Genomic DNA, 25,975 nt, shown 5'->3' with positions numbered 1-25,975 from the left:
TATTTTTTATAGAAAAAGGTAACAAATGCTATACCGTAAGAATGAAATTTTGATTAAAAATTGGCTAAAAAGCGATAAAAAAGCCATTTTACTGACGGGAGCCCGCCAGACGGGGAAAACATTCCTTATAAGGCATGTTCTTGAGTCAAATAGTCAAAATTTCGTCGAAATCAACTTCTTGAAGAGTCCCGAACTGCTGGGGGTACTCGAATCCGCCAAGAACAAGGATTTTTCGGCATTCTTTACACGACTCCAGTTTGCCACGCGGAAGGAACTCGCCAAGGGGAATACAATCATCTTTCTGGACGAGGTGCAAGAATACAAGGAAATCCTGACCGCCATAAAATTTCTTGTGGAGGATGGCTCGTTCCGGTATGTCCTCAGCGGCTCGCTCCTGGGCGTAGAACTATCAGACCTTCGTTCGGCTCCGGTGGGCTACTTGCCAATCGTCGAGATGTGCCCGATGGATTTCGAGGAATTCCTTATTGCACAGAAGATTCCTGCTGACGCTTTGGCTCGGCTGCGAGAAAACTTTACCGCCAAGACCCCAGTTGATGAATTTGTCCACAACAAATTTTTAGACGCCTTCTATACCTACCTGATTGTCGGGGGTATGCCAGCCGCCGTGCAGAAGTTCGTTGATTCGAACGACCTGAACGCAGTCACGCGAATCCACAAGGACATTCTCAAACAGTACAAGTGGGATTTTTCAAAATACGAGAAGGAACGCAAACTTCACCTGATAAACACTTACGACTTGATTCCTTCCGAATTGAACTCCAAGAACAAGCGTTACATGTTCGCCGACCTGGGAGCCAAGCAGAAGTTCGGCCGTTACGAGAACAGTTTCAACTGGCTCATTGACGCGGGCGTCGCAATACCGACTTTCAATACGACAGAACCCGTAGTCCCTTTAAAGATCAACAAGCAGAACAATTTGTTCAAGCTGTTCCTTTCGGATGTGGGGCTATTGACAACAAGCTACGGGCGGGCTTCGCAGATGCAGCTGCTACAGGGCGGACACGATATGAACTGCGGTGCCATTTTCGAAAATGCGGTCGCCCAGGAACTGCACACCCATGGTTACGACGGCTATTATTTCAACAGCAAGAAACTCGGTGAACTCGACTTTATCATCGAATACGAGGGCAAGTGCCTCCCCATCGAAGTCAAGAGCGGCAAGGACTACACCAAGCATTCCGCCTTGAATAACGTGCTGCAAATAAAAAATTACGACATTCCTCAGGCTTTCGTATTCGCAAACACAAACGTCTCTGTCCGGGGAAACATCACCTATTTCCCCATCTACATGATTATGTTCTTAAACGAAACCGCCACGCCATTGCCGACAATGCCGCGACTGGACTTGTCAGATTTGTAAAACTAGAAGGCTCATGCCGAAGGCCGAGCCCTTGTTCGCGTGCGGTGCAGGCAGAGCCGTGGCTGAAGCGACCTTTGGACACTTGGCCTTTAGGCCTTAGTGTACATTCCCCCCTTTAGGTGGTGCGGGACCCCTCCCCCTTCAGTTATCAATAAAATCGACCCTATTTTTGTAAAAATAAGAAACCCCTTGCGTTTCTTAAAAATTTTTATTATATAAAAAAGAGATTTTTGATTAACGGTGGAGGTTTCTTGAAAGTTGAGTTTAGAGATAAGGATTTGGAACTTTGCGCAATGGATGAGGCTTATGCAATACGGCGAATGGGCAAAAAACGGGCTAAATGCTACAGGAATCGAATCTTCTCCTTGCACTTAGCTAAAAATTTTGCCGCTCTGCCTTCGCTTCCAGGACATTTTCATGAATTGGTCGGAAACCGAAAAGGACAATGGGCACGCGACCTTGATCAACCATACCGATTGATTATTTGGGGCGCAGAACCGAACAAGGCTGTTATTTGGGCGGAAGTTACCGAAGCCGAAGTCGTAGAAATTGTAGATTATCATAAATAGAGAGGAATAACATGGCAGAAGAAAAAGAACTCCTTTTGTGGGGAGCAACTTCCCCTGGAGAAATTCTTGAAGAAAAACTTCAAGAAATGAATGTGGATGTTAACGATTTCGCCGCCCGAATCGGCTACACACCCAAGACGGTGAACGAATTGCTCAGAGCTAAGTGCAGGGTGACGCCAGAAATGGCCTACAGCCTTGAATTTGGGACAGGAATTCCCCAGTATTGTTGGCTAGAAGCACAAAAGTTGTACGAACGGGATCTCTGGCGAGAAAAAATCAAGAAATCCCTCAAGAAAAGTGTTGTTTGGCGCAAGCTCTTCCCCATCGGAGAACTCAATCCGCGCACATGGATCAAGGACTTCAACAACAAGGAAGACGGCGTGTCGCCCATCCTCAAGTTCTTCGGGGTAGCAAGCCCCAAGGCATGGGAAAATTACTACTACAAGAACCGCCTGAAGGTGGCCTTCCGCATCTCGCTGGCCGAAACCGAAGACCCGTACGCGGCCTCCGTGTGGATGCGCCGCGGCGAAATCCTCGCCGACGAAATCAAGATGGAAAAGCAGAACGACAAGAAGGTGCGTTCCGCCATCAAGAAGGCGATGCCGCAATTCGTGGAACTGGCCAAAAACGACGTTGCCGCGTGGGAAGATTTACGCCGCAAGAAGGCATTGCCCAAGCCGAAGGTGGGCGAAGATTTCATTGACGACGGCATGCACAAGTTGCAGGAACTGGGCGCAAAGCTCGGAATCAAGGTGCTCTACGCGCAGAACTTCAAGTCGGCGCCGATTCATGGCATGGCCCGCTGGTACAAGGACATCCCCGTCATCCAGCTGCACGACCGTTTCAAGGACCGCAACGCGTTCTGGTTCACGTTCTTCCATGAGCTCGGCCACATCGTGCTCCACGGCAAGAAGGACATCTTCATCAAGAACGTCTATTACGGCAACAAGAACCAGCAGAAGGACGACGAGGCAAACGCATTCGCGCAAAAATACATGGTGCAGGCAGGGCTAGAAGTCTAGGGGGAAAGGCTCTTTTTCAAAAGTCCTATGAAAAATGTAATTTCTGCTGCAAAAGTCCTATGACTTTTGTACACGAACTCAGCGATTTGGAAACGATGGAAAACGTTTGACTAGGAAGGAACTCGGACATTTACGAATGTTCTTTTAACGAGAAATCCCTTTCCCTATATCGGCTACAATTTTTTTGAGGACATCTTTTTCTACACTTGAAAACTTGCCGATAGACAGGACTCTTGTTTTCCAATGTTCAAAGTGTTGTTGTGGGAGTTCCTTTTTATTGAATGCTTTGGCAATATCAGCTTTCCATTCGTTAATTTTGCCTATTACCTGCGGAACGTTCACTCCATTTACGACCGTGCGACCGCCAGCGGAAAAATTATCGCGGAATGATGGACAAACAACGCCTTTCCTCTGCAACAACCATTGACAAGCGTATTCATAATCGCCCTCCAAAACACTCGGAGAGGCGATAAGCATTTCAATTTTTATCTCTTGTTTTTCATCTGCCGAAAGCTTATTCCAAAATTTCACCTTATTGTTAACAAGTGAACTTGCGAATTTTTCTTCCGCCAAATCAAGTTTTGAAAATTCATCAATATTTGGGCTAAACCACCATAAGTCTTCTCCATCACTTGTTGCGTTACGCTTCATTTTAGAATCGACCATATAGGTTCTGAACGCATCAAAAGGATTTTTCATATGACGAATTTCATCATATGATTTACCCAATCTCTTAAAAAGAGACTTTTCTCTTGAAACATTCATATCCAACATGTAGCGAGGACTATGCGTAACGGCAACGTCTTCCACACAATCTTCAAACGAACGATATTTAATTTCAAAAGGGTTTTGCTTGCCGCAAAATACATGGATTCTGCTGACATCAGGGATCCTTGTTGATTCCATAATGCTGCCGCCCATTACTTTCCATGAATCATTTCGTGTACTAAGAGTTTTGACCTCTATGCCCAAAGCTTGATTCTTATTGATTCTTGCGACAATATCAGGAAATTTATGACCGCCAATATATTCAATATTCCAATCGGGAACCCCAACAAAATCTTTTGACTTGTCTAGAGCTTTGCATACCTCACCTTCAAAAATCTTCCAAAAATCACCGCTAGCAAATCGAGACGAATCCCTCTGCAATCGTTCTTTCGCACACGAGAGCAGATTATTGAAGTTCTCCAACGTCCTTGGATCACAAATTAATTTTTCGCCAACGGAAATAGACATGTTTATTCCCCGAATAAATCATTCCAAAGAGATTCAAGTCTTTTCCCAATTGAGTAACCAAGCAAAGGTGGGACCGCATTCCCGATAACTTTATAGGCATCAGATGAATTGACTTTATTGGTTCCGTCGTTAAAGATGAATTCATAATCATCGGGAAAAGTTTGAATCCTTGCGCATTCACGAACACTCAAACGACGTTCCTGCAATCCTTTGTTCAATTCAGACAAAATCTTTCCGCCATGTTCTTCGCTCAACCTGCGATATTCAATATTGCCATGATGTTCGCTTCGGATTGTCGGACCGATACCGTCCATATCGATTTCGGAGCTGCCCTGCATTTTACCATAGTATTTCGCTTTTGAGTAAGCCATCTGTGCGGCATCTGAGCTTTCGTCAGGCTCTTTCAATCCAACGAAGGCATCCTTGCAGGTGACGATTTTTTGAAGACCTTCTCCATGCGTCTTTATCGGGTACGGATAATATGGCGATTTCTCGGAGTTCTTTTCTATGTCGGCAAGAATTTTGGGATTGGCATATTTTCTTGAAATGCCAATAAAAACAACACGCTCGCGACTTTGTGGAACGCCATATTCCCAGGCCTTCAAGACCTGAGCATCAACAACGCAATACCCTTTATCGATGTTGCGAAAGTCGGTTTCAATAATCTTCTTGGCGTCGCCTAATGAAACGAGACCTTTTACGTTTTCAGCGATAAAAACTTTTGGCTTGACGATTTCGATGACCTGTTTCATCCAAAGATACAGGGTTCCTCTAGATTCATTTTCAGCGTGTTCTTCGTTTACACCATTGTGACTTTTGGCTGAATCAAACCCAAGACGTTTTCCTGCAACCGAGAAATCCTGACAAGGGAAACCGCCTGTGACAACATCTATATTTTTAGGGAATTGGAATTCACCCGACTTACTCTTCTTGACTAGATCTACAATGGATTCTACTCTGTATATCCCGTCGATTTTCTTTCTATTGCCGAAGAAGTGGTTCCACGCCTTTTGCGCACAGGGCAGGATGTCATTTGCGAAAACGGTCTGAAAACGATTCTTATTCAAGCGAACGAAATTTCGGTTGATATTTTCTTCTATCCAATCCGGATGGATTTTTTCGTTGACAGATTTCTTGAGAGTGGTAAAGCCACCCTCAAGCCCAAGGTCGAGTCCTCCGCAGCCGGAGAACAGAGAAAGCACACGAAGTGCATTCTTGCCAGAAGCCATAACGCCTCGATGTTCCTACGGAACAGGTGAAATGTTCTGTTTTCACTTCTGTTCACGAAACATCGACATGCTTCGACAAGAGAATGCCCAAATAGAACTCACCCCAATGAGGTGAGTCCCATTTGTCCAATTCCTGCTGCGTTAAAAATTTGGTCGTATTTTAAGGACGCAAGAACGGGAGCAAAAACGTTTGTCTTCGTTCCTACCCTCAATATTCGATAAAACAAAAAAGCGTGGTATCGAATACTTTTCCGTCCTTAGGCAACGACCAAGAAGCCCTGCGCAGAAAAAGCAAACGACCCACGCCCAATTCTGGGTGTGCGTTGTAAGCTCTATTCTTCTGCACAAAAACTTTGGTCGTGTTTTAAGGACGCGAGAATAAGAGCAAAAAACTCTAAAACCGGTCGCCCTTCACCTTGCGGTTCAGGGCTATGTCAATGAAAAATATACATAATTAGGAATGAAAAAGGAGATGCCGGGTCATGCCCGGCATGACAATTCGCACAAGCACGAATGGCGATTTTCACCTGAAAACGCCCACTTTTTCAAAACTCCCTTGAAAAAGTGTATTCAAACGCACAAAAGTGGGTCGAAAAAGTGCATTCGGGGGTGTTAGGGGGCGGAGCCACCTAGGCGTGGGGGTGACGGAAGACTTGCCCTAGATCCTGCTCCTACGAACCTAACTCAACTAAGGCTACAAGTAGCCAAGTTTCGTATATCGACTTCGCCCTACGGGCTTCGCTCAGGATGACACGCTCGTGGCTCAGGGTAACAGAAGGGCAAGGCTGCAGGCAGGGGGACACTTCCCCCTCCTTAGCACTCTTGCTTTTTTGAAGCAATCTTTCGTCTTTCGTCTTTCGTCTCTCGTCTAAAAAGTTATCTTTACCCGCATGAAAAAATACCACTTGGCCACTTACGGCTGCCAGATGAACGAGTATGACTCGGCGATGATTGCCCAGGAGCTCGACATGTGCGGTTGCGTCGAGACGAGCAACCAGGAAGATGCCGACTTTATCATCGTGAACACCTGCAGCGTGCGCGAGAAGGCCGAGGAAACCGCCATCGTCAACATCAGCAAGCTCAAGTACTTGCGCAAAAAGAATCCCGATGTGAAAGTCGTGGTATGCGGCTGCATGGCGAAGAATCGCGGGCCGGAACTTTTGAAGAGGCTACCGAACGTGAGCTACATCGTGGGGCCGGACCAGTACAAGAAAATTCCGGAGCTGTTGCTGGGCGATGCCAAAAGTCCGCTGCACCAGACGCACCACAAGATGTTTATCGACGAGGACCTGAGCGAGAACTACCTGGGCGAATACGCGAAACTCCAGAACGACTTCACCACCTTCGTCGCCATCCAGCGCGGTTGCAACAAGCGCTGTAGTTACTGTATTGTGCCGTACCTGCGCGGGCCGGAAAAATACCGCGATATGGAAGACGTTCTTGCCGAAGTGCGCAAGGCGGCCGACAAGGGCATTACCGAGGTGACGCTCCTTGGCCAGACGGTGAACGCCTACAAGACGGAAGGCGGCAATTTTGCCGACCTGCTCACGAAGGTTTCTGAAATCGGGGGCATCCGCCGCATCCGCTTTACAAGCCCGCACCCGAGGCATTACACGAACGAGCTCATCGACGTGCTGCTGAACAACCCGAAGGTCTGCCATTACGCGCACATTCCTATCCAGAGCGGCTCCGACGCCATGCTCAAGAAGATGCGCCGCCAGCACAACATGGAGCAGTACCTCTCGATTATCGAGCAGCTGCGTAGCAAGGACCCGTTCTACGGGATTTCGACGGACGTGATTTGCGGTTTCGTGGGCGAAACGGAAGAAGATTTCGAGCAGACGATCAAGGCTTTTGAAACGTGCCAGTTCGACTCTGCCTTCATGTTCATCTACAGCCCGCGCAAGGGAACGGAATCGTACAAGGAAGCGGAGACGCTCACCGAGGCCGAAAAGAACGAGCGCCACACACGCCTGGTGGAACTGCAGAACGCCATCACGCTCAAGAGGAACCAGATGATGCTCGGCCGTACCGAGGAACTGCTGGTAGAAAAGAACTCCGTGCGCGACGAGACGGAACTGCGGGGCCGCACAGACAACTTCAAGAAGGTGGTGTTCAAGCCAGAAGTTGGCCAAATCGTGAAGCCAGGCGACTACGTGAAGGTGAAGCTGGACGACATCCGCGGATGGACAATCCGCGGGACGCTAGTGTAAGATGTGGGGTGTGAGGTGTGGGGTCGCGCCTTCGGCGCTTTGAGGTGTGAGGTGTAAGATGTGGGGTGTGAGATGTGGAATGTGGAATGAAAGGTTTAAGGTAATGAAGATGAAGTTTTGGAATGTTCGCGGGATTGCGTTTGCATTGCTTTCTGTTTTTGCAGCAAGTGCATTTGCGCAGACGATGGCAGATGCACAGAAGGCATACGTTGCCGGCAACTGGAAAGAAGCTGCCGCCGCATACGAAGCCGCATGCCCCAAGGAACCGGATTCCCTGCGCGCCGAATGCTACCTGTGGAACGTTCTCGCCCTTTCGCAAACGGGAAGCGCCCAGTCGTTCAAGATTGCAGGCAAGCGCCTCGACAGCCTCATCCAGACGACCAATCCGCAACGCGCCATCTACGCCGACCTCATGATGACGAGCGCCCAGTTCAGGCTCTACCTTGGCAAATACGACAAGGCCGCCGAAGACTTGATCCAGGCAATTGAAACATCTCACCCGCACCAAGCTATTGTACTGCAAAAGGTTTGCAAGGCCGTTAAGGCAAAGGTGAAATCGGAAGACTTGAACGACCGCTGCAACCTGCTGAACAATCCAGATTCCTTGAAGGCCATACTAACTGCATCGCAGGCAAAAGCCACCGCGGCCACCGAACCTGCAAAGGTTGCCGCGCCGGAACCTAAGCCCGTTGTTGCCGAACCGGCACCTGCAGTCGAACAACCTAAAACAGCCGCCCCTGTCGCAGCTCCCGCAGCACCTGCCGCTACCGCACCGATTGAATACTGGACTTTACAATTGGGTGCATTTGGAACAAAATCTAATGCGGACTTGCTTGTTTCGAATCTGAAAAAGCAAAAGATTTCTTGCACAATTATTGAACAGCCGAGAGGCGAAAAAACGCTTTATTTGGTGCAAACGGGCAAATTTGATACCAAGGACCAGGCCATCGACTTCGCGGCAAACAAGCTTGCGCCCCTAAAAATCGAATATCAGCCCCTTTTGAAAAGGTAAATTTGCACAAAAAAACGCTTTTTTCGAGCTTTCCCCTGCAAAAAAAACATAAATTGTTCTATATTTGAGCAAACCCCGAGCCGGGGTGGTGAAATTGGTAGACGCGCCGGACTCAAAATCCGGTACTCGCGAGAGTGTGAGGGTTCGATTCCCTCCCCCGGCATTATTTTTTGAAGGAAGAAACTGATGGCGAATTGGTGCAAGATTCTCACAACGGTGCTTTTGTGCGGCTCCATTGCGTTCGCACAGTTTGACGACGACGAATCTTCCGAAGATTCCTATTCTTACGGGGCCTCCGAGGAAACAACAGACGACGGCTTTGCAGACGAAAACAGCAACGAAGAAGCCGAAGAAACCTCCAGCGCAAGCGTTGGCGAAGCAACTGCAACGGCCGACGAATGGCAGGGATTCAACTACGAAGAAATGGGTCTGACCCAGTGGGAATTCCAGCAGGCCAAGCAGGAAGGCATCACAAGAGCCAAGTTGACACACCTTGTTGAAATGGGTGTCCGTCCCTCCGAATATCTGCAGAAACCGTGGGAAAAACTCGGCGTCTCTGAAGAAGAATGGCTCGCTCAGCGTTCTGGCGGTCTCGAAGACGCCGACATCGACCGTTCTTACCGCAACCGTTCTGGCGACCAGGGCTATGCCTACCTTTCTCTCCTTGTTCCGTCGCTTTATCAGTGGCACAAGCAAGAATCGATGAAGGCCATCTGGATTGACGCTCTTTGGGGCGTAAGCGTCGGTGCAACAGTTTACCTTGCAGTCGACGGCAACACCGCTTGGTGGTATGGTTTGATTTTTGTAGCTGGCGCACACATTTGGTCCTTTGCTGATGCATTCTTCAGCACCCAGTGGGACAGCAACCCGGACGCAAACCGCTTCAGCTACGGCATTCTCCCGACCCCGGAAAAGGGTGTGGCGGGATTCTTCAATGTCAAGTTCTAAGCGCATCATGCAGCTAGAATTACTCAAAAGCAAAATTCATCGCGCAACTGTAACCGACGCAAACCTCAATTACGAGGGATCGATTACAATTGCTCGCGACTTGATGGACGCAGCCAATATTCTTCCCTTCGAAAAAGTAGGCGTTCTTGACGTGAATAACGGCAATCGCCTGGATACTTACGTCATTGAAGGACCTGCCGGTTCCGGCGTGATTTGCCTGAATGGCGCAGCCGCACGACTTGTCCAGCCCGGCGACCTCGTGATTATTGTTGCCTATGCAACCATGAGCGAAGAAGAAGCGAAAACGTGGAAACCCACAGTTATCCACGTGAACGCCAAGAACGAAATCGTTTAACACCTTCGGTGTAGTGTGTAATGACGAATGAGGAATGTGGAATTATCTATATTCCTAGCATGCGATTTTTGCTGCTGACAATAGTATTCGTAGCATTTGCTTTTGCTGAAAACCCCATAAAGGCAGACTCAGCTATTGTTTCTAATACCCAAAAAGACTCTACCCTTGCAAAAAACGCCCCCAAAGACACAATTGTCGACACCATCTACGTGGTTCCAGACGACGGTATTCCCTGGAACCGCGAGCATTTTGACCCCGAGCGCCTTGTGCGCCACGAAACCTTTGACCCGGCTTTAAAAGTCGCCTACACCTATTCCGTGAGTTTTATGGGCGGCACCTTCGGAAGCTTCGCCCAGCAGAGCTACATGGCACACCTCGCCTACGAATTCACACCGGAGCTTCATTTATACGCAAATGTAGGACTCTGGATGCCGCTATATTCCAGCTTCCGTTTCGGAACACCCATTGCAAAAGAAGATGTACGACAGGGTAATGTAGATGTTGTGCTCCCCGACATTGCACTGGAATACAAGCCTAATGACAACATGAGTTTCAGGCTGATGTTCGTGAACGAACGCGATGCCTTCAAGGCTTACGGCCCGCACCGCTACCTGTATGGCGAATGCCCTTGGCGCAATCCGTATTATTGTAGATAGTAGAAAGCCTCGCCTGACTTGAACAAGCAAGACAATCAAGGAACATTTTTTCTAAATTTCAACTAGAAAATGTCCTTGATGTACACCAAAACATTTCGCTTTTCTTTCGCCGCAACAGCCTTGATGGCTGCATTGCTTTTTACAGGTTGCGAAGAAGAAAAGAAACCTCAGGTAGTAAAGGTCAAGCGTACCTACAAAGGTGATGTCGAAGTGTTGAACAGTTGTGGCATGCAAGGAGCGGCAGCCAAGATGCGCTCCTACTTGCGCAACAACGGCTTTGACATTGTGAGTTCTAGAAACGATCGCCTGCAGAATTACGACGAAACCATTCTTGTGCTTAGAAATCCCGAATGGGAAGGCGCGAAAGCGCTTGCCCAAGCGCTCAAGACCGACAATGTGCTGATAGTCCATAGCAGCCGCGCCGTTGTCGATGCCGCCGTGTACATCGGAAAAGACTTTAATCAAATCATAGAACCCGAACAGGGAGAAGAAAAATGACAACAAAAATCAAAGACCTGCCAGAGTCCGTAAATATCGGCGCCAGCATTCTTTTTGAATTGCGCGCCCAGGACGTCCAGTTGATAGACCTTCGCGGCATCAAGGACGTGACCGACTTTTTCCTCGTCGCCACTTGCGAAAGTGAAGCCCAGATGCAGGCCATTTTGAACGAACTCCGCAAGGAATTCAAGGCCAACAAGCTCCCGTCTGTTGGCGTGGAATACAAGGAAGGCGTGCGTTGGGCCGTGTTCGACGCAGGTCTCGACCTGATGGTTCACCTGTTCGAAGAAGAAAAACGCAACGAGATTTCGCTCGACCGCCTGTACGCCGACGGCACCGTTGAAACCCTCGACGAAAATGACTTTGTGAAGAAGACCTCCAAGAAGAAGAGCAGTGAAGATGAACTCGTTTGAGCAAGAAATCGCAGAAGCGCTCGCCGCCACAGGATCCTTCGAGAAGGAAGCCGCCCTCAAGCTTATCTCCGTGCCGCCTGACACCAGCCACGGCAATTTCACCATTCCGTGTTTCTCGCTCGCGAAGGTGATGCGCAAGGCCCCGAAGATGATTGCCGAAGACCTCGCCGCACAGGTGAAGCTCCCCGCAGGCCTTTCGAAGGTCGAAGCCGTGAACGGCTACCTGAACTTCTTCATTGACCGCGGATTCCTCGCGAAGTCGACTCTCGAAGAAATCGCCGCCAAGGGTTTGGAATACGGTCATGCAGCCCCGAACGGCAAGGTTGTTTGCATCGACTTCAGTTCCCCGAACATCGGCAAGGAACTCGCCTTCCACCACCTGCGCTCCACGATGATCGGAAACTCGCTTTCCCGCATCTACAAGGCAGCGGGCTACAAGGTAGAACGCATTAACCACCTGGGTGACTGGGGTACCGCATTCGGCAAGCTTATCGTGATGTACCTGCGCGAAAACCGCCCCACCGACGACGCCACGCTCGATAGCCTCACCGTGAAGGAACTGAACATCCTTTATGCAGCCTTCTCCAAGGCCAGCAAGGAAGAGCCTGGTCTCGAAGACGAAGCTCGCGCCGCATTCACCAAGCTGGAACAGGGCGACGAATTCTACCGCAAGCTCTGGACCGCCTTCCGCGCCGCGACGCTGAAGGAACTCATGCGCATCTACGACATGATGGGCGTGAGCTTTGACCACTACACCGGCGAATCCTTCTTCGAAGACAAGATTCCGGCCATTCTCGACGAGCTCCGTGAAAAGAACCTGATGGTCAAGAGCCAGGATTTGGACGTGGTGATGCTCGACGAATTCGACCTGAACCCTTGCCTGATCCGCAAGAGCGACGGTTCTACGCTGTACGCCACCCGCGACCTCGCCGCCGCTTGCTACCGCAAGAAGGAATACAACTTCGACAAGTGCCTCTACGTGGTGGACCTCGGACAGGCGCTCCACTTCAAGCAGGTGTTCCACGTGCTTAAGAAGATGGGCCGTGAATGGTACAAGGACATGTACCACATTCCGTTCGGCGTGATTCTGCAGCTGGTAGACGGCAAGTGGGAAAAGGGCAAGACCCGCACGGGGACTGCAAGCCTGTTGCGCGACGTAATCGAAGCCGCCCAGAAGAAGATTCTCGAATTCATCGACGAGAAGAATCCGAATCTTGAAAACAAGGAACTCATCGCCCGCCAGATCGGTATTTCTGCACTCACCTTCAACGACCTCAAGAACAGCCGCCTGAAGGACGTACGCTTTGACTGGGACGCCGTGATGAGCTTCGAAGGCGATACCGGTCCGTATGTGCAGAACGCCCACGTGCGCCTCTGCAGCATTATGCGCAAGGCCGGCATTGAACGCGCGGACCTCGCCTCCGCAATCAAGGACGTGAACTTCGCTGAACTCAGCGACGATGCGGCCTACAGCCTCATCAACATTCTGTCGAAAAAGGGCAAGAAGATTCTGGATGCCGTCGCCGGTGACGAACCGAGCGTGCTCGCCCAGTACGCCCTCGAAATCGCAGAAGCTGCGCACAAGTTCATTCACGAAGACCGCGTGCTCGGGAGTGCCGAAGAAAAGTCCCGTCTGTTCTTGGTGCAAGCCACACAGATTGTGCTCGAGAACGTGCTCGACCTGCTCGGACTCTTCCCGATTCGCCAGATGTAAAAAAACGCAAGCCCTACGGGCTTGTGTTTTTTTCAATTGAGAATTGATGATTGACAATTGATAATTATCAATTATACATTATCAATCATCAATCAATTTCCGTTGATGCAGCGGACGGAATAGGCGTTGGTCTTGCTCGGCACGAGCTGGCGGACCATCTGGTCGCTCATGCGGCCCATTGCCCAAATCCAGATGGTTTCGTTACGACCGTTCTGTGCAGACCAGAAGCCGGCGTATTCACCCATATCTTCGTAGCGGACGATAGACTTGCCCACCATCTTGCGGTAGCCCGAAGAGAAGATAGAGAAGCCGTATTCGTCGGTGCCGCCACCGCCTTGCCAACCAGTGGTAGCCTTCATCTTGTTGGCAAACTTTTCGCACTTGTCCACGCCGTCGTAGCAATGAGTCAGGCCAACAAGCAGATCCATCCATTCGCGGTCTCGCGGCAGGTGCCAGCCTTCGGGGCATGCCTTGCGGGCGCCTTCCAGGTCATACAGACGACCACCGCGGGCGCAGTAGTTTTCCTTGTCTTCGTAGCACCAGGAGTGACCTTCAACATTGTAGTTCACGTTCTGGGCGAACCATTCACGGCCTTCCACCTTGATGGTGCGGTACACTTGACCGTCGCGCGGGTCCTTGACCATACCCGACACGTCACGGAGAGAAGCGCGGTGTTCCTGTTCGGCACGGCGGTATTCCACGACCTTTTCACGTTTGTACTTTTCGCGGGCTTCCAAGTTTGTCGCCCATGCTTCTTGAGCCTTGGGGTTCGTGAACTTGATTCTCAGATCACCCACGGCAAAGAGTTCGTCGCCACAGGCGAGGTCCACGCCAGCAATATTGATGACAAGCTGTTCGCCACCGAAATCGCGCGGCTTATTAAAGAACGAAATCCAGGCTTCCATGGTTTCGTTACACTTGTTGTAGAAGCCTTCTTTTTCGATCTTGTCGGCAGGAACGGTCATGTTACCGGCGACAGAGAACGCAAACAGGCTGTCGGCAACCTTGAAAGAAACCGGCTGGACTTCCTTATAGTGCGTGTACTTACCGAAACGGATTTTACCTTCGATCTTAGCTGCAGAATAATCACCTTCGCCTTCGGCATTGTAAATAGCATCCCAGGACTTCTGCGGAACAGCAACAGCCTGGACAACAGCCATACCGAGTACAACAGCAATCATAGACTTGAAAGAGATTTTACGACTCATTTTTCCTTCTCGTATAAAGTTTTCGTTTTAAAGTTAGAATATTTTAGTTTTTCGGGAGGAGGACAAAGACTTAATCCCTGCGATTTTATAATTTTGGGCTATGGCTATTACACGTTACATTTTGCAGATTCATTGCCCTGACCAAAAGGGACTTATTGCCGGAACCACCCAGGTTCTCGCCAAAGCGGGCGCCAACATTGTCGATTTACAGCAACATACGGCAAAAGATATCGAAACTTTCTTTTTACGTGCCGTTTTTGAAGCGGATTCCGAAAATATCGAAGAAGTCCGCAAGCATCTGGAGACCCTGGAAGGTCACCTCCACCTAAACTGGAAGTTGTTCGACACCACCAAAATTGAGCGCGTAGCCATCTTCGTCTCGAAGACGGACCACTGCCTTTACGACCTTTTGCTCAAGAGACGCGATGGAGACCTCCCCTGCGAGTTCAGTTGCATTGTAGGCAATCACCCCGACCTCGGCCCCGTGGGCGGCACCTTCGGTGTACCATTCTACTATGTGCCGTCGAACCCGGACAAGAGCATTCCCGAAAACCGTTTCCGCGAAATTATCGCCGAAACCAATACTGATACGGTGGTTCTCGCCCGTTATATGCAGATTTTGAGCGAAGCATTCACTGAAGAATTCAAGTACCGCATTATCAACATTCACCATGGCTTCTTGCCGGCCTTCAAGGGAGCAAAGCCGTACCACCAAGCTTGGCACAAGGGCGTGAAGATTATCGGTGCAACCGCCCACTTTGCCACCGAAGACCTGGACCAGGGGCCGATCATTTGCCAAGACATTCAGCGAGTGCCCGAAACGGCAAGTATTGACGAACTCGTGGAACTGGGTAAGGATATCGAAAAGCGCACGCTTTCGGCAGCCCTCAAACTGTGGCTGGAACACCGCGTATTCGTTTATGCAGGCCGCACCTTTATCCTCTAGAATTTTACAGGAGACAACATGTCTGAAGAACTGAATGAAAAAGAAACCACAGCCGAAGCCCCCGCTGAAGTCGCTCCGGTTGTCGAGACAGAAACTGCTCCGGCACCTGAAGCCGAAACCGTTCCGCAGGAAGGCGCTGTAGAAGAAGCCGTTGCAACGCCGACCCAGCCCCAGGTGATTGTCCAGCGCGAACGCGGCTTTTCGCATTACGTCGGATTCGCCCTCTTGAGCGTCCTGTGCATTTGCTTCTATTTTATGCCGGGTATCGCAATCACTTTCGCCATCAGCTTGATTCCGGGCATTTCGCTCGGCGCCGTCGCCGCATGGACGTTCAGTGCCATCTTCAGCGTAATTGCATGGGCAATTTTCAAGATGAAGATCAAGGGCTTCAAGAAGTCGTTCTATTTCTACATCGGACTTTGCGTACTCATTTCAATCCTCTTGGTAGTCATTGAAATCCTTACAGAAGAAACGAACGTGTTCGCAAAGATCGTAAGCCTTCTGTGCGGAGCCGCATAAAGGCCGCTACGCGGCAGTTCTGAGTTCGAAGTTCCGAGTTACTAGTGTTGCAGGATTCAAGAAGCTTCTTGATATTCGGAAACCTAATAACTAGCCCGTAGGGCGTAACTTGGAACTACTAACCACCAACCACTATTTACTAACCACTGTTTACTATGAACAACACTGATTCCTTTGTACATTTTCTCGTTGAAGCCGGCGCTCTCAAGTTCGGCGATTTCGTGACCAAGAGCGGCCGCAACACGCCGTATTTCATCAATACCGGAGAATTCCGTACCGGTCGCACCCTTTCCAAGCTCGCCGAATTCTACGCTGCCGCATTCATGAAGTACTTTGACGGCAAGGCACAGAACCTTTACGGACCGGCCTACAAGGGTATTCCCCTGTGCGCCGCCACCGCCATGAAACTTTCTGACGTGTACAGCTCTGACCTTACCTTTACCTACAACCGCAAGGAAGCAAAGGACCACGGTGAAGGCGGCATGCTCGTCGGTTACAAGTACGCCGAAAAGACGAACGTCGTGATCATTGAAGACGTGATTACGGCTGGCACCAGCGTGAACGAAACGATGCAGGCACTTTCGAAGATCGAAAACGCAAACGTCATCGGCCTCCTGATTTCGGTGGACCGCAAGGAAAAGCTTGAAAACGGAAAGTCCGCACTCCAGACCGTGCAAGATGAATACGGCATCGAAGCCCATTCCATCGTGAACATCAACGACATCATCGCATTCCTCGAAAGCGAAGAAAACCGCAAGAAAATCAACGCTCCCGAAGGAATTCTCGACAAGGTGTACGCCTACCGCGAAAAGTGGGGCGCACAGTAACTTACAGGGATTGATGGCACGCCTTTGGGGAACATTGTTTGTGATGGCGGCGCTACTCTTCACGGGTTGCGCCGATTCTTACCAATGGTCCGCAAAGCACCCCGCCTACAAGCAAGCCCCCTATGGAGAGCTTACGATAACGGGGCTTCAGAAGGCGTTCGTCATCACCCGAACCAAGTGGTTTGCAAACCGCCTGGACTTTGGCGACAGCACGCAAATCAAGGCGACCGAATTCTGCGCCAAAGCCATGGAACATGAATTCCGCGGCGGATACAGCAAACTTAACGTGTTGCCGGATTCGCTTTTGGCAAACTTCCCCGAAGAAAGCCAGAAACTGGACGACAGAATCTTTATGAAGGGCAAACTTCCGGAGCAAGGGGTAACAGTCAAAGCACCCGACGGAACCATTCCCCCACAGATTCTCTTGATTCACGAAGTCATTATCGGCACCGACCTGAAGCGTGAAAACTTCTTCGATTACGCCCTAATTCATAACGAGCTCGAAGACAAGCGCGATGTCAAGAATATCAGCGCAATCGTTTCGTATACATTGTGGGACAATATAAAACAGCGTCCATTGTTTAGCGCCGTCGACGAGATCCAGCACCCGGTTATCAAGCTGACTCTGAATGACCTTGAACAGCTGATGCGCTTGACCGTCCAGCAGATCCGCAAGAACATGTACACGGGGGCAGGCAAATGAAACACCTCTCCCTAGTCGCATTTGTCGCCGCCATTTTGACGCAGGCATTTTTGGCCGGAACAGCACACGCCAAGGACGTATTCTTCGATTCCCACTGGACTCTTTGGCAGAACGCCGAGATTTTGATTTGGACTCCCGATAAAGAACCGGCAATTGACCCCAAGGAATTCTGCCTGTCGTTACGCCGCAACAACTCTGGCATTGGCGAACCCAAATGCAGACTTTTCGGCGAATGGGAACGCGATACGGTCGCCATGCGTTACGCCACCTGGCTTTCGAACAATATCGAGCCAGGACTGAATGCACACCTTTTAAAAGCCCGCCACCCCGCCATGATGGCAAAGCTCCAAGCCCTCGAAGACAAAATCGTCTTGTTCATCGCCGACAAGGGCGACAAGCTACAAATCGCCATTTTTGACGAAACGACGCTTGAACCGCGAAGCGCCGGCACCGTCCAGAAGAAAAACGACAAGATTGCATTGGGCGACGACATCGCAAGCGCCTTCTTCGGTCGCAACACCAAGCGCCGCCTAACAAAAGAAGAACGCCTCAAAATGGAAACGGAACCTGACGACCTTTACAAGGAAACTCCGACGTTCCGTTCATGGGCGGGCATTTCGGCCGGCTACGCGCAGGCCCATATTCCGCTCACGCCCTACAACTGGTACAAGCGCAAAATCAGGAGCCGCGTTTCTAACTACCGCGCCACCCGCGACTCCGTAAGCCTCTGGAATTTCATGGACGATTCCACCCCGCTGTTCACTTTGTATGCCGGCGGAATCTGGTTTGGCTTTATCGGTGGCGAAATCTTTTACCGCTATTCAAACCACGACGTCAAAATCGACGAACGCGACGAAGTCTACGAGGAACTGGACCACTGGAATTTCACCCAACATGAAATCGGCCTGAACGTGATGTTTGCAAGAACGTACGATCCCTTCAAATGGCTGGACTTGCACCTGTTCGCCTTCCTCGGATTCCAATACAGTTTCTATTCCGAAGATATTGACGTCAAGGATTCCAAGAAAAAGCCCTCCAGGGAATACCAGACCCGCTTCAGGACAGAAGACCCCTACAAGGGCGCTCTCTTTGGCTTCGGCACACAATGCGTATTCTTGCAACACTACGGTTTAAGCGTGCGTACAGGCATTTCGAGCCGCGGCAAGGACGTTTACGTGGAGCCTTCGCCCGATGCTGCCGCCGAGCCCACCACCATCGGCGCCACCACTGTTGACTGGTTTGTAAGCGTCGGCTTGGAGTACCATTGGACACCGTTTAAGTAATTTTCTACATTTGCGCTCACTATGAGTGAAGAAGTAAAAGAAGAAAAGAAAGAAGAAAAAGTAAATCCGTTCCTGACTCCCGTTAAGATTATCGAGCCCGAACACAAACTCCCCGACTACACTTTTGACATGCTGCCCGAAGAACAGAAGGCCGTTCTCGCACAGCACGGCTGGACCGACTTGATGCCGGTGCAGCGCAAGACGATTCCTTACATGCTGGCAGCCCGCGATATGCTGGTGCAGTCCAAGACCGGTTCGGGAAAGACCGGCGCCTACGTGCTCCCGCTTTTGCAGGTGATTGTACGCGACCATATTTTCCCGCAGGCTCTGATCTTGGTGCCGACTCGCGAACTCTGCTTGCAAGTTCAAGACGAAATTGAAAAGCTCTCTGCCGGCACGGGCATCCGTTCCGTTGCGATTTTCGGGGGCGTGAGTTACGAACCGCAGCTGAAGGCTCTCAAGAACGGCGTGCATATCATTGTAGCAACACCGGGCCGTTTGATGGACCACGTGCAGCGCGGCAATGTAGACTTCCTCGACATCCGCGACTTGATTCTGGACGAAGCCGACGAAATGCTCTCGATGGGATTCTACCCCGACATGCAGAAGATTCGCCGCTACCTGCCCAAGCAGATTGCCTGTACCATGTTCAGCGCCACCATTCCGCAGACGGTGAAGAGCCTCGCCCGCGAATTCCAGCGTCCGAGCGCAGAGTTCCTTTCGCTCAGCTACGACAAGGTCATCGCGAACAACCTGGAACATCGCTGGTACCCCTGCGACGTGATGGACAAGGATTCCATGACCATCAAGGTGCTGGAATACTACAATCCTGAAAGCTGCATGATTTTCTGCAACAAGAAGAGCGACGTGAGCTACCTGGAACAGGTGCTTTCGGGCTACGGATTCAACGTAGGTGCCCTGAGTGGCGATGTCGCCCAGAACATGCGCGAAAAGACCTTGAACGCCTTCCGCGACAAGAAGCTCCGCATTTTGATTTGCACCGATGTGGCGGCCCGCGGTATTGACGTGGACCACGTGACGCACGTGATTGTGTACGACCACCCCGACGACCACGAAGTTTATGTGCACCGTAGCGGACGTACCGCCCGTGCGGGCCGCAGCGGACTTTGCATTTCGCTGATTACGCCGGTCGAAGAAATCGACATGAAGCAGACCGCCGCCGACTTCGGCATCAACTTCATCAAGATGGAAGTTCCGACAAACGAAGAAATCGCGAAGAAAGTAAGCGAACGCGTGCGCGCGAAACTCGAACAGGAAAAGAACCACTTCGGTGGCCAGAAGGCTCGCGAACGTATCAGCCGCGTGATTCCGCTGGTGAAGGAACTCGCTAACGGCACCGAAGAAGACCAGATGCTGCTCGCCTACCTTGTTGATCGCTACGCGTGGAAGAAATAGGACAACATAATAATGGCTAAGATTAAGATTAAATCCGCAAAAGAAATCGAACTGATCCGCGACGCAGGCGCTCTCGCTGCCGAAACGCTGATCCGCGCGGGCGAAATGTGCAAACCCGGCGTCTCCACACTCGAAATTGACGAATTCATCGGTGACTATACCCGCAAGCACAAGGGTATTTCCGCTTGCATGGGCTACCACGGTTACCCGCGCTACGCCTGCATCAGTATCAACGAGGTCGTGTGCCACGGCATCCCGAGTGCAAACACCATCCTGAAAGACGGCGATATCGTGAACATCGACATCACCACGATTCTTTCGGGCTACCACGGCGATACATCCGCCATGTTCTGCGTTGGCCGCGTGAGCAACCTCGCCCAGGAACTCGTGGACACTGCCAAGTTCTGCATGGAAGAAGGTATCCGCGCCGCTGGCGAACAGGGTGCACGCTACTACGACATCGGTAACGCCATCCAGGACATCGCCGACGAACACGGATTCAGCGTGGTCGAAGACTACTGCGGTCACGGTATCGGTCGCGGTTTCCACGAAGAACCGACCCTGTACCACTTCCGCAACAACGTGCTCAAGCAGTTCATCGAAGTCGGCAACGTGTTTACCGTGGAACCCATGATCAACGTGGGTCGCCCGGGCACCAAGACTCTCAGCGACGGCTGGACCGCCGTGACCCGCGACGGCTCCTTGAGCGCCCAATGGGAACACACCGTGGCCCGCACGAAGAACGGAATTGAAATTTTAACGCTCCCTCGCTAATATAATTCGGACTTCGGAATTCGAATTTCGGAGTTAAATTTCAACTTAATATTAACTCTGAATTCTGAAATCCGAACTCATAATTGATTATGTCGCTGCTAGGTAACTTACGCAACAAGGCGGTTGAAGCCTTCGTCAAGAATCACGAACTGGTCAAGCGCTTCGGCGATGTCCAATCCATTTCTATTGATTCGGACAACGGCACCGCCGACGTGAGCGTTCTTTTGCATGGCGAAATTTTCCCGATCAAGTTCCGCGGCTACTACTTTTTCGACGATACCGACACAGGCACCGATATTGTGGTCCGCAAAATCACCTGCGAACGCGAGTGGATTGACCAGGCGCTTTCGTACTGGCTCGAAGGCAAGACTCTGCGCTATAACCTGCCCGGACTTGCCGGCGGCCTCGCAAAGATTATATTCTAGGCTATGAATCGTGAGGCTAGACACCTCAAAGGCACAAAGTGCCGACCTCATAGCTCATAGCGAACTTGCGAGCGACCTCATACCTCATAATAATGTATATTAGTCTCATAAGGAGTTTCTTATGAGCGAATGCACTGACGAAAAAATGGAAAAATTCAAGGAAAAACTGAGTTCCTTGCTTTTTGAACTGATTACGGACATTCCGGAATCCCTGCACACCCCTACGGAAAATTCCGACGAGAAAATCAAGAAACTGATTCGCCAAGCCGCAGTCAAGGCCTCCCTGGTGAGTGCAACGCTTTCAGTGCCCGCCGGTGTTACGGGCGTTTTGACTTCCATCCCCGACATTGCCGCCATCTGGCGTATTCAGGCACAACTGGTGTCCGATATCGCAGCGACTTACGGTAAATTCGCCCAACTGAGCCGCGAAGCCATGGTTTGGTGCCTATTCCGCCACAGTGCCGCCCAACTGGTCCGCGACATAGCGGTTCGCACCGGCAGCCGCATTGTTGTTCAAAAGGTCTCTTTTGCAGTCCTAGAAACACTCCTCAAGAAAATCGGGCTCAAGGTCTCTACCAAGTTCCTGGGCAGGGCCGCCCTAAGAGCCATTCCGGCTATTGGCGCCCTCGGAAACGGGGCCTACTCCTTCTATGACACCACCGAAGTCGGAAAAACGGCCGCGAGCTATTTCAAGGCCCTGGCAGACAATCCGGAGGATCCTCTTGCCGAAGAAGCGGACGTAATCATCGAAAATGCCGAAAATCAGGTTTAAAAGCCAATCTCAAGCCTATTCCCATAATCAAGCCCTTGAAAGGGGGCTTTTTTTTTCTATCTTTGGGCGCAACTCAAACAAACATCAACTCCATTTGTGGAATAAAATATGAAAAACATTGAAAAGCACAGAAATATTGGTATTTCTGCCCACATCGACTCCGGTAAGACCACCCTTACCGAACGTATCCTCTACTTCACAAAGCGTATCCACGCTATCCACGAAGTTCGTGGTAAAGACGGCGTCGGTGCCACGATGGACTCCATGGAACTTGAACGCGAACGCGGCATCACGATTCAGTCTGCAGCCACGTTTGCAAACTGGACCCACACCAAGAGCGGTGAACAGGACTCCATCAACATCATCGATACCCCGGGGCACGTGGACTTCACGATCGAAGTGGAACGTTCCCTCCGCGTGTTGGACGGTGCTATCCTCGTGCTCACCGGTGTGGAAGGCGTCCAGTCCCAGTCTATTACCGTTGACCGCCAGATGAAGCGCTACCATGTGCCGCGCGTCGTGTTCGTGAACAAGTGCGACCGCTCCGGTGCAAACCCGCTCCGCGTAGCTGTCATGCTCAAGGAAAAGCTCAACCACAAGCCCTGCGTCATGCAGATTCCTATCGGTCTCGAAGACCAACTGAAGGGCGTGGTCGACCTCGTCGAAATGAAGGCCTACTACTTCGAAGGCGCTAACGGCGACGACATGATCGAAAAGGATATCCCGGCCGAACTCGTTGACCAGGCTAACGAATACCGTGAAAAGCTGATCGACTGCTGCGCAGACTACAGCGACGAAATCATGGAAAAGGCTATGGAAGGCCAGTATGGTGTGGACCAGATCGATAAGGCCCTCATCAAGAAGACCATCCGCGAAGCAACCATCCGTCTCGACATCACTCCGGTGTTCATGGGTTCTGCTCACAAGAACGTCGGTGTCCAGAAGCTCCTCGACGGCGTTATCGACTACCTCCCGTGCCCGACCGACGTCGAAAACAAGGCTCTCGACCTCGACAACAACGAAGCCGAAGTCGTGCTGAAGTCCGAAGACAACGCACCGCTCGTCTGCTACGCATTCAAGCTCGTGAACGACCGCTACGGCCAGCTCACCTACATCCGCGTTTACCAGGGTACCCTCAAGAAGGGCGACATGATTACCAACATGGCCACCGGCAAGAAGGTGTCCGTGGGCCGTCTCGTGCGTATGCACGCCGACGAAATGGTGGACATCACCGAAGCCGGTGCAGGCGACATCGTTGCCCTGTTCGGTATTGACTGCGCCTCCGGTACGACCTTTACCGATGGCAAGAACCACTACAACATGACTTCTATGCACGTGCCGAATCCGGTGATCGAACTCGTGATCGAAGCCAAGAACCGCGACGACCTGGACAACATGTCCAAGGCTCTGAACCGCTTCACCAAGGAAGACCCGACGTTCCAGGTGGAAGTCGACAAGGAATCCGGCCAGACCATCATCAAGGGCATGGGCGAACTTCACCTCGACGTTTACATCGAACGTATGCGCCGCGAATACAAGTGCGACGTGACGACCGGTGCTCCGCAGGTGGCTTACCGCGAAACCATTACCCGTCCGGCCAAGTTCGACTACACTCACAAGAAGCAGACCGGTGGTTCTGGTCAGTACGCTAAGGTTGTCGGCGAAATGCGTCCAATGGCTGTCGAAGGCGACCAGGAAAAGGTCTACAACTTCGTGAACTCCGTCGTGGGTGGCCGTATTCCGAAGGAATACATCCCGTCTTGCGACAAGGGTTTCCAGAGCTGCATGGAAGCAGGTTCCTTGATCGGCTTCCCGGTCGTGGGTATCGAAATGGAAGTCCAGGATGGTGCATACCACCCGGTCGACTCCTCTGATATGGCGTTCCAGGTTGCTGCCCGTATGGCCTTCCGCGAAGCTTTCGAAAAGGCTGGCGCTCAGATTCTCGAACCGATCATGAAGGTCGAAATCCAGACTCCGACCGAATTCCAGGGTTCTGTTGTTGGTAACGTTTCTCAGCGTCGTGGTACCATCACTGGTACGAACGAAGAACTCGGCATGACCACCATCACCGCCGAAGTCCCGCTGTCCGAAATGTTCGGCTACGCTACTGACCTGCGTTCTATGACCCAGGGTAAGGCAGAATTCACCATGGAATTCTGCAAGTACCTGCCGGTTCCGAAGAACATCCAGGACGAACTCATCAAGAAGTACGGCGACAAGGCCAAGGCTCGCGCCTAAGATGACCGAAACGGCTAGATTTAAGTAGTTATTTACTCAACAGCCGTTTCTCTCGCAACCGCCCCCGGTTCACACCCGGGGGCTTTGTTGCTCACGGAGACCGCTCGGCTCTATCGCATTCATAAAAATGTGATATCGCCTTGCTCTCGCCACCACGACTCGTTAAATAAACCTAAGCCGAATACAGCAGAAACAAGCTTGCTTGTTTATATTGTTGAGGCGCCGGTTTATGCGATATTATCGCAATACAAGTCGCTTGTGGCTCACAAAAAAGCTAAAGCCAAACTTCTTAGAAGTTTAAAATCCTCACTGCTCTGCAGTGGGGATTTTGCTTTATATCACATTTAAAAACGCACCTTGAGATTTTACTTGACAATGTTTACGTTTTTTTACATTTCGGAATAAAACCAAGGAGTTTCATTATGAAAAGCGCTCTTACTCAAGCACTATTTTTCGGAGCATGCGCAACAACAGCCATCGGTCTTTTGGCCTGCGGCGAAGACAGCAGCACGAGCCCCAGTGGCTCGGGAGCAAATAGCGCCGGAGAAAGCATTTCGTCTTCGTACCAACTGCTCATTGATGAAAACTCCCAGACCATGAAACTCTCGGGCCAGGGCGATTTCGAAAACAGGTGCCTTGTCAACAACGGAGTGCCGCAATGGGGATCTGTCAAGATAAGATCCGGAGAACAGCTCGTTCAATACAAATTTGTTGGAGACACGCTTGTACTATCGTGGTGGGACGATGAAGATGATGAATTCAACAATCTTGCAAAAATGTACGTAGGCGGGAAAGCAGGCAGCATTTATAGCACCTGGACATCCATCCCCTGCACATACAAATTGTCTTCGGAACGAACAAACTGCGATGACGATGATATCGAAGCTACCGAAATCGTTTCTATTACTAGCAACTCCTTCAGCAAGACAGTTACAGCTCAATATATTGAAGAAACTAACCGCAAATTCAATTATGCAACTAGTGACTATAGATATAAACTATTTGCCTACTTGGTGACCGGGAATGCATCCTATATTCCTTTACCTGACTATATATTCGGAAAAGCTGTAACAATTGGAGATGAGTATGTAAAACAAAACGGGAACCTCGTGAGTTACGCCGAGCTCTATGCAAACTATCCTTTGAGTGAACGAATCAGTATGGGTTTGCATTCTACCGAGGAACTTGCCACCTTCGGCGGCATTGTTTCTACAGACTTGTCGGCAACGGGAGAAACGTTCACATACGGAGGTGTCTCGTATACGGTGTCTGTTCTAAAGGCTATCGATACAGACGAACATACATCTATAACCGTAACAATCGCTACCAACGGAATCACCTGCACCAATATTGACGAATCAAACCGCCATATAACGCAAGACCTCTGCAAGAGCGAAAATATGGAATACCTTAAAACTGACGACGACACCGATGTCAACGGAAACAAATACTACTACGGTTACAAATACTCGCAGAATAACTTTAGCGATTTCAAAGCCTGCTTAAACACTATTTTAGTACCACAACCCGTGGTCCAATAAATCATAGTAGATATCATTTTAAATCCTCACTGCTCTGCAGTGGGGATTTTTTCTTTGGCCGCTTTCACAAAAAGTCC

At 50.6% G+C, this 25,975-nt stretch carries 25 protein-coding genes and 1 tRNA gene; 23 read left to right on the top strand and 3 right to left on the bottom strand.

The features are described 5' to 3' along the window. Positions 1-25: 25 nt before the first annotated feature. From B7988_RS02620 to B7988_RS02610, 3 genes are all read left to right on the top strand, one after another. On the top strand, positions 26-1,381 hold the full coding sequence (locus B7988_RS02620; RefSeq protein ID WP_088656724.1) for an AAA family ATPase: 1,356 nt from the start codon (positions 26-28) through the stop codon (positions 1,379-1,381). 251 nt (positions 1,382-1,632) lie between these two features. After that, positions 1,633-1,950: a killer suppression protein HigA gene (locus tag B7988_RS02615; protein WP_088656803.1), complete on the top strand. Its 318-nt coding sequence runs from the start codon at positions 1,633-1,635 to the stop codon at positions 1,948-1,950. An 11-nt stretch (positions 1,951-1,961) separates the two neighbouring features. Beyond that, positions 1,962-2,972, top strand: a complete 1,011-nt coding sequence (locus tag B7988_RS02610; RefSeq protein ID WP_088656723.1) for an ImmA/IrrE family metallo-endopeptidase — start codon at positions 1,962-1,964, stop codon at positions 2,970-2,972. A 144-nt stretch (positions 2,973-3,116) separates the two neighbouring features. Here B7988_RS02610 and B7988_RS02605 read toward each other — a convergent pair whose 3' ends face one another. Both B7988_RS02605 and dcm read right to left on the bottom strand, forming a co-directional pair. Next, on the bottom strand, positions 3,117-4,208 hold the full coding sequence (locus B7988_RS02605) for a hypothetical protein (RefSeq protein WP_088656722.1): 1,092 nt from the start codon (positions 4,206-4,208) through the stop codon (positions 3,117-3,119). 2 nt (positions 4,209-4,210) lie between these two features. Further along, positions 4,211-5,437 carry a DNA (cytosine-5-)-methyltransferase gene (gene dcm, locus B7988_RS02600; RefSeq protein WP_088656721.1) on the bottom strand — a complete coding sequence of 409 codons (1,227 nt, stop codon included), beginning with the start codon at positions 5,435-5,437 and terminating at the stop codon, positions 4,211-4,213. 890 nt (positions 5,438-6,327) lie between these two features. Here dcm and miaB point away from each other — a divergent pair. The 9 genes from miaB to argS all read left to right on the top strand — a co-directional run bounded on the left by miaB (position 6,328) and on the right by argS (position 13,246). After that, entirely contained in the window at positions 6,328-7,650 is a 1,323-nt protein-coding gene (gene miaB / locus B7988_RS02595; protein ID WP_088656720.1) for a tRNA (N6-isopentenyl adenosine(37)-C2)-methylthiotransferase MiaB, read from the top strand. 103 nt (positions 7,651-7,753) lie between these two features. Beyond that, positions 7,754-8,662 carry an SPOR domain-containing protein gene (locus B7988_RS02590; protein ID WP_088656719.1) on the top strand — a complete coding sequence of 303 codons (909 nt, stop codon included), beginning with the start codon at positions 7,754-7,756 and terminating at the stop codon, positions 8,660-8,662. 79 nt (positions 8,663-8,741) lie between these two features. Further along, a tRNA-Leu gene (locus B7988_RS02585) sits at positions 8,742-8,825 on the top strand. Between the two features lie 23 nt (positions 8,826-8,848). Next, complete coding sequence (locus B7988_RS02580) at positions 8,849-9,610, top strand: hypothetical protein (RefSeq protein WP_073321001.1); 762 nt, start codon at positions 8,849-8,851, stop codon at positions 9,608-9,610. 7 nt (positions 9,611-9,617) lie between these two features. After that, positions 9,618-9,965 (top strand): aspartate 1-decarboxylase, encoded by a 348-nt coding sequence (gene panD, locus B7988_RS02575; RefSeq protein WP_073321213.1) that lies wholly within the window; start codon positions 9,618-9,620, stop codon positions 9,963-9,965. A gap of 20 nt (positions 9,966-9,985) precedes the next feature. Next, on the top strand, positions 9,986-10,621 hold the full coding sequence (locus tag B7988_RS02570) for a hypothetical protein (RefSeq protein WP_249268810.1): 636 nt from the start codon (positions 9,986-9,988) through the stop codon (positions 10,619-10,621). A gap of 123 nt (positions 10,622-10,744) precedes the next feature. Beyond that, complete coding sequence (locus B7988_RS02565) at positions 10,745-11,119, top strand: LytR C-terminal domain-containing protein (RefSeq protein ID WP_249268809.1); 375 nt, start codon at positions 10,745-10,747, stop codon at positions 11,117-11,119. Next, positions 11,116-11,532 carry a ribosome silencing factor gene (rsfS, locus tag B7988_RS02560; protein ID WP_073320995.1) on the top strand — a complete coding sequence of 139 codons (417 nt, stop codon included), beginning with the start codon at positions 11,116-11,118 and terminating at the stop codon, positions 11,530-11,532. The genes B7988_RS02565 and rsfS overlap by 4 nt, the downstream gene beginning before the upstream one ends. Continuing rightward, complete coding sequence (argS, locus tag B7988_RS02555; RefSeq protein WP_088656718.1) at positions 11,519-13,246, top strand: arginine--tRNA ligase; 1,728 nt, start codon at positions 11,519-11,521, stop codon at positions 13,244-13,246. Before rsfS ends, argS begins: the two co-directional genes overlap by 14 nt. Before the next feature lie 92 nt (positions 13,247-13,338). On the opposite strand, the gene B7988_RS02550 is transcribed toward argS, so the two are convergent. Next, complete coding sequence (locus tag B7988_RS02550; RefSeq protein WP_249268808.1) at positions 13,339-14,454, bottom strand: fibrobacter succinogenes major paralogous domain-containing protein; 1,116 nt, start codon at positions 14,452-14,454, stop codon at positions 13,339-13,341. A gap of 100 nt (positions 14,455-14,554) precedes the next feature. Here B7988_RS02550 and purU point away from each other — a divergent pair, with 100 nt between their 5' ends. The 11 genes from purU to B7988_RS02495 all read left to right on the top strand — a co-directional run bounded on the left by purU (position 14,555) and on the right by B7988_RS02495 (position 25,898). Next, on the top strand, positions 14,555-15,400 hold the full coding sequence (purU, locus tag B7988_RS02545; RefSeq protein ID WP_073320986.1) for a formyltetrahydrofolate deformylase: 846 nt from the start codon (positions 14,555-14,557) through the stop codon (positions 15,398-15,400). 18 nt (positions 15,401-15,418) lie between these two features. Beyond that, on the top strand, positions 15,419-15,919 hold the full coding sequence (locus B7988_RS02540; RefSeq protein ID WP_088656716.1) for a hypothetical protein: 501 nt from the start codon (positions 15,419-15,421) through the stop codon (positions 15,917-15,919). 155 nt (positions 15,920-16,074) lie between these two features. Continuing rightward, positions 16,075-16,746 (top strand): orotate phosphoribosyltransferase, encoded by a 672-nt coding sequence (gene pyrE, locus B7988_RS02535; RefSeq protein ID WP_088656715.1) that lies wholly within the window; start codon positions 16,075-16,077, stop codon positions 16,744-16,746. A 13-nt stretch (positions 16,747-16,759) separates the two neighbouring features. Next, a complete protein-coding gene (locus B7988_RS02530; RefSeq protein WP_088656714.1) occupies positions 16,760-17,449 on the top strand; it encodes a hypothetical protein in 690 nt (229 codons plus the stop codon). After that, a complete protein-coding gene (locus B7988_RS02525) occupies positions 17,446-18,732 on the top strand; it encodes a hypothetical protein (RefSeq protein ID WP_073320974.1) in 1,287 nt (428 codons plus the stop codon). The genes B7988_RS02530 and B7988_RS02525 overlap by 4 nt, the downstream gene beginning before the upstream one ends. Positions 18,733-18,753: 21 nt before the next feature. Beyond that, a complete protein-coding gene (locus tag B7988_RS02520) occupies positions 18,754-20,148 on the top strand; it encodes a DEAD/DEAH box helicase (protein ID WP_088656713.1) in 1,395 nt (464 codons plus the stop codon). Between the two features lie 12 nt (positions 20,149-20,160). After that, entirely contained in the window at positions 20,161-20,922 is a 762-nt protein-coding gene (gene map, locus B7988_RS02515) for a type I methionyl aminopeptidase (protein WP_072976675.1), read from the top strand. An 89-nt stretch (positions 20,923-21,011) separates the two neighbouring features. Further along, positions 21,012-21,347 (top strand): hypothetical protein, encoded by a 336-nt coding sequence (locus tag B7988_RS02510; RefSeq protein ID WP_088656712.1) that lies wholly within the window; start codon positions 21,012-21,014, stop codon positions 21,345-21,347. Between the two features lie 121 nt (positions 21,348-21,468). Then, positions 21,469-22,119, top strand: a complete 651-nt coding sequence (locus tag B7988_RS02505; protein ID WP_073320965.1) for an EcsC family protein — start codon at positions 21,469-21,471, stop codon at positions 22,117-22,119. Positions 22,120-22,227: 108 nt separating this feature from the next. Then, complete coding sequence (fusA, locus tag B7988_RS02500; RefSeq protein WP_088656711.1) at positions 22,228-24,357, top strand: elongation factor G; 2,130 nt, start codon at positions 22,228-22,230, stop codon at positions 24,355-24,357. 422 nt (positions 24,358-24,779) lie between these two features. Next, on the top strand, positions 24,780-25,898 hold the full coding sequence (locus tag B7988_RS02495) for a hypothetical protein (protein ID WP_088656710.1): 1,119 nt from the start codon (positions 24,780-24,782) through the stop codon (positions 25,896-25,898). Positions 25,899-25,975 lie beyond the last annotated feature (77 nt).

The sequence above is a fragment of the Fibrobacter sp. UWB1 genome, assembly GCF_002210325.1.
Lineage (GTDB): Bacteria > Fibrobacterota > Fibrobacteria > Fibrobacterales > Fibrobacteraceae > Fibrobacter.
This window is presented reverse-complemented; position numbering and strand designations above follow the sequence as displayed.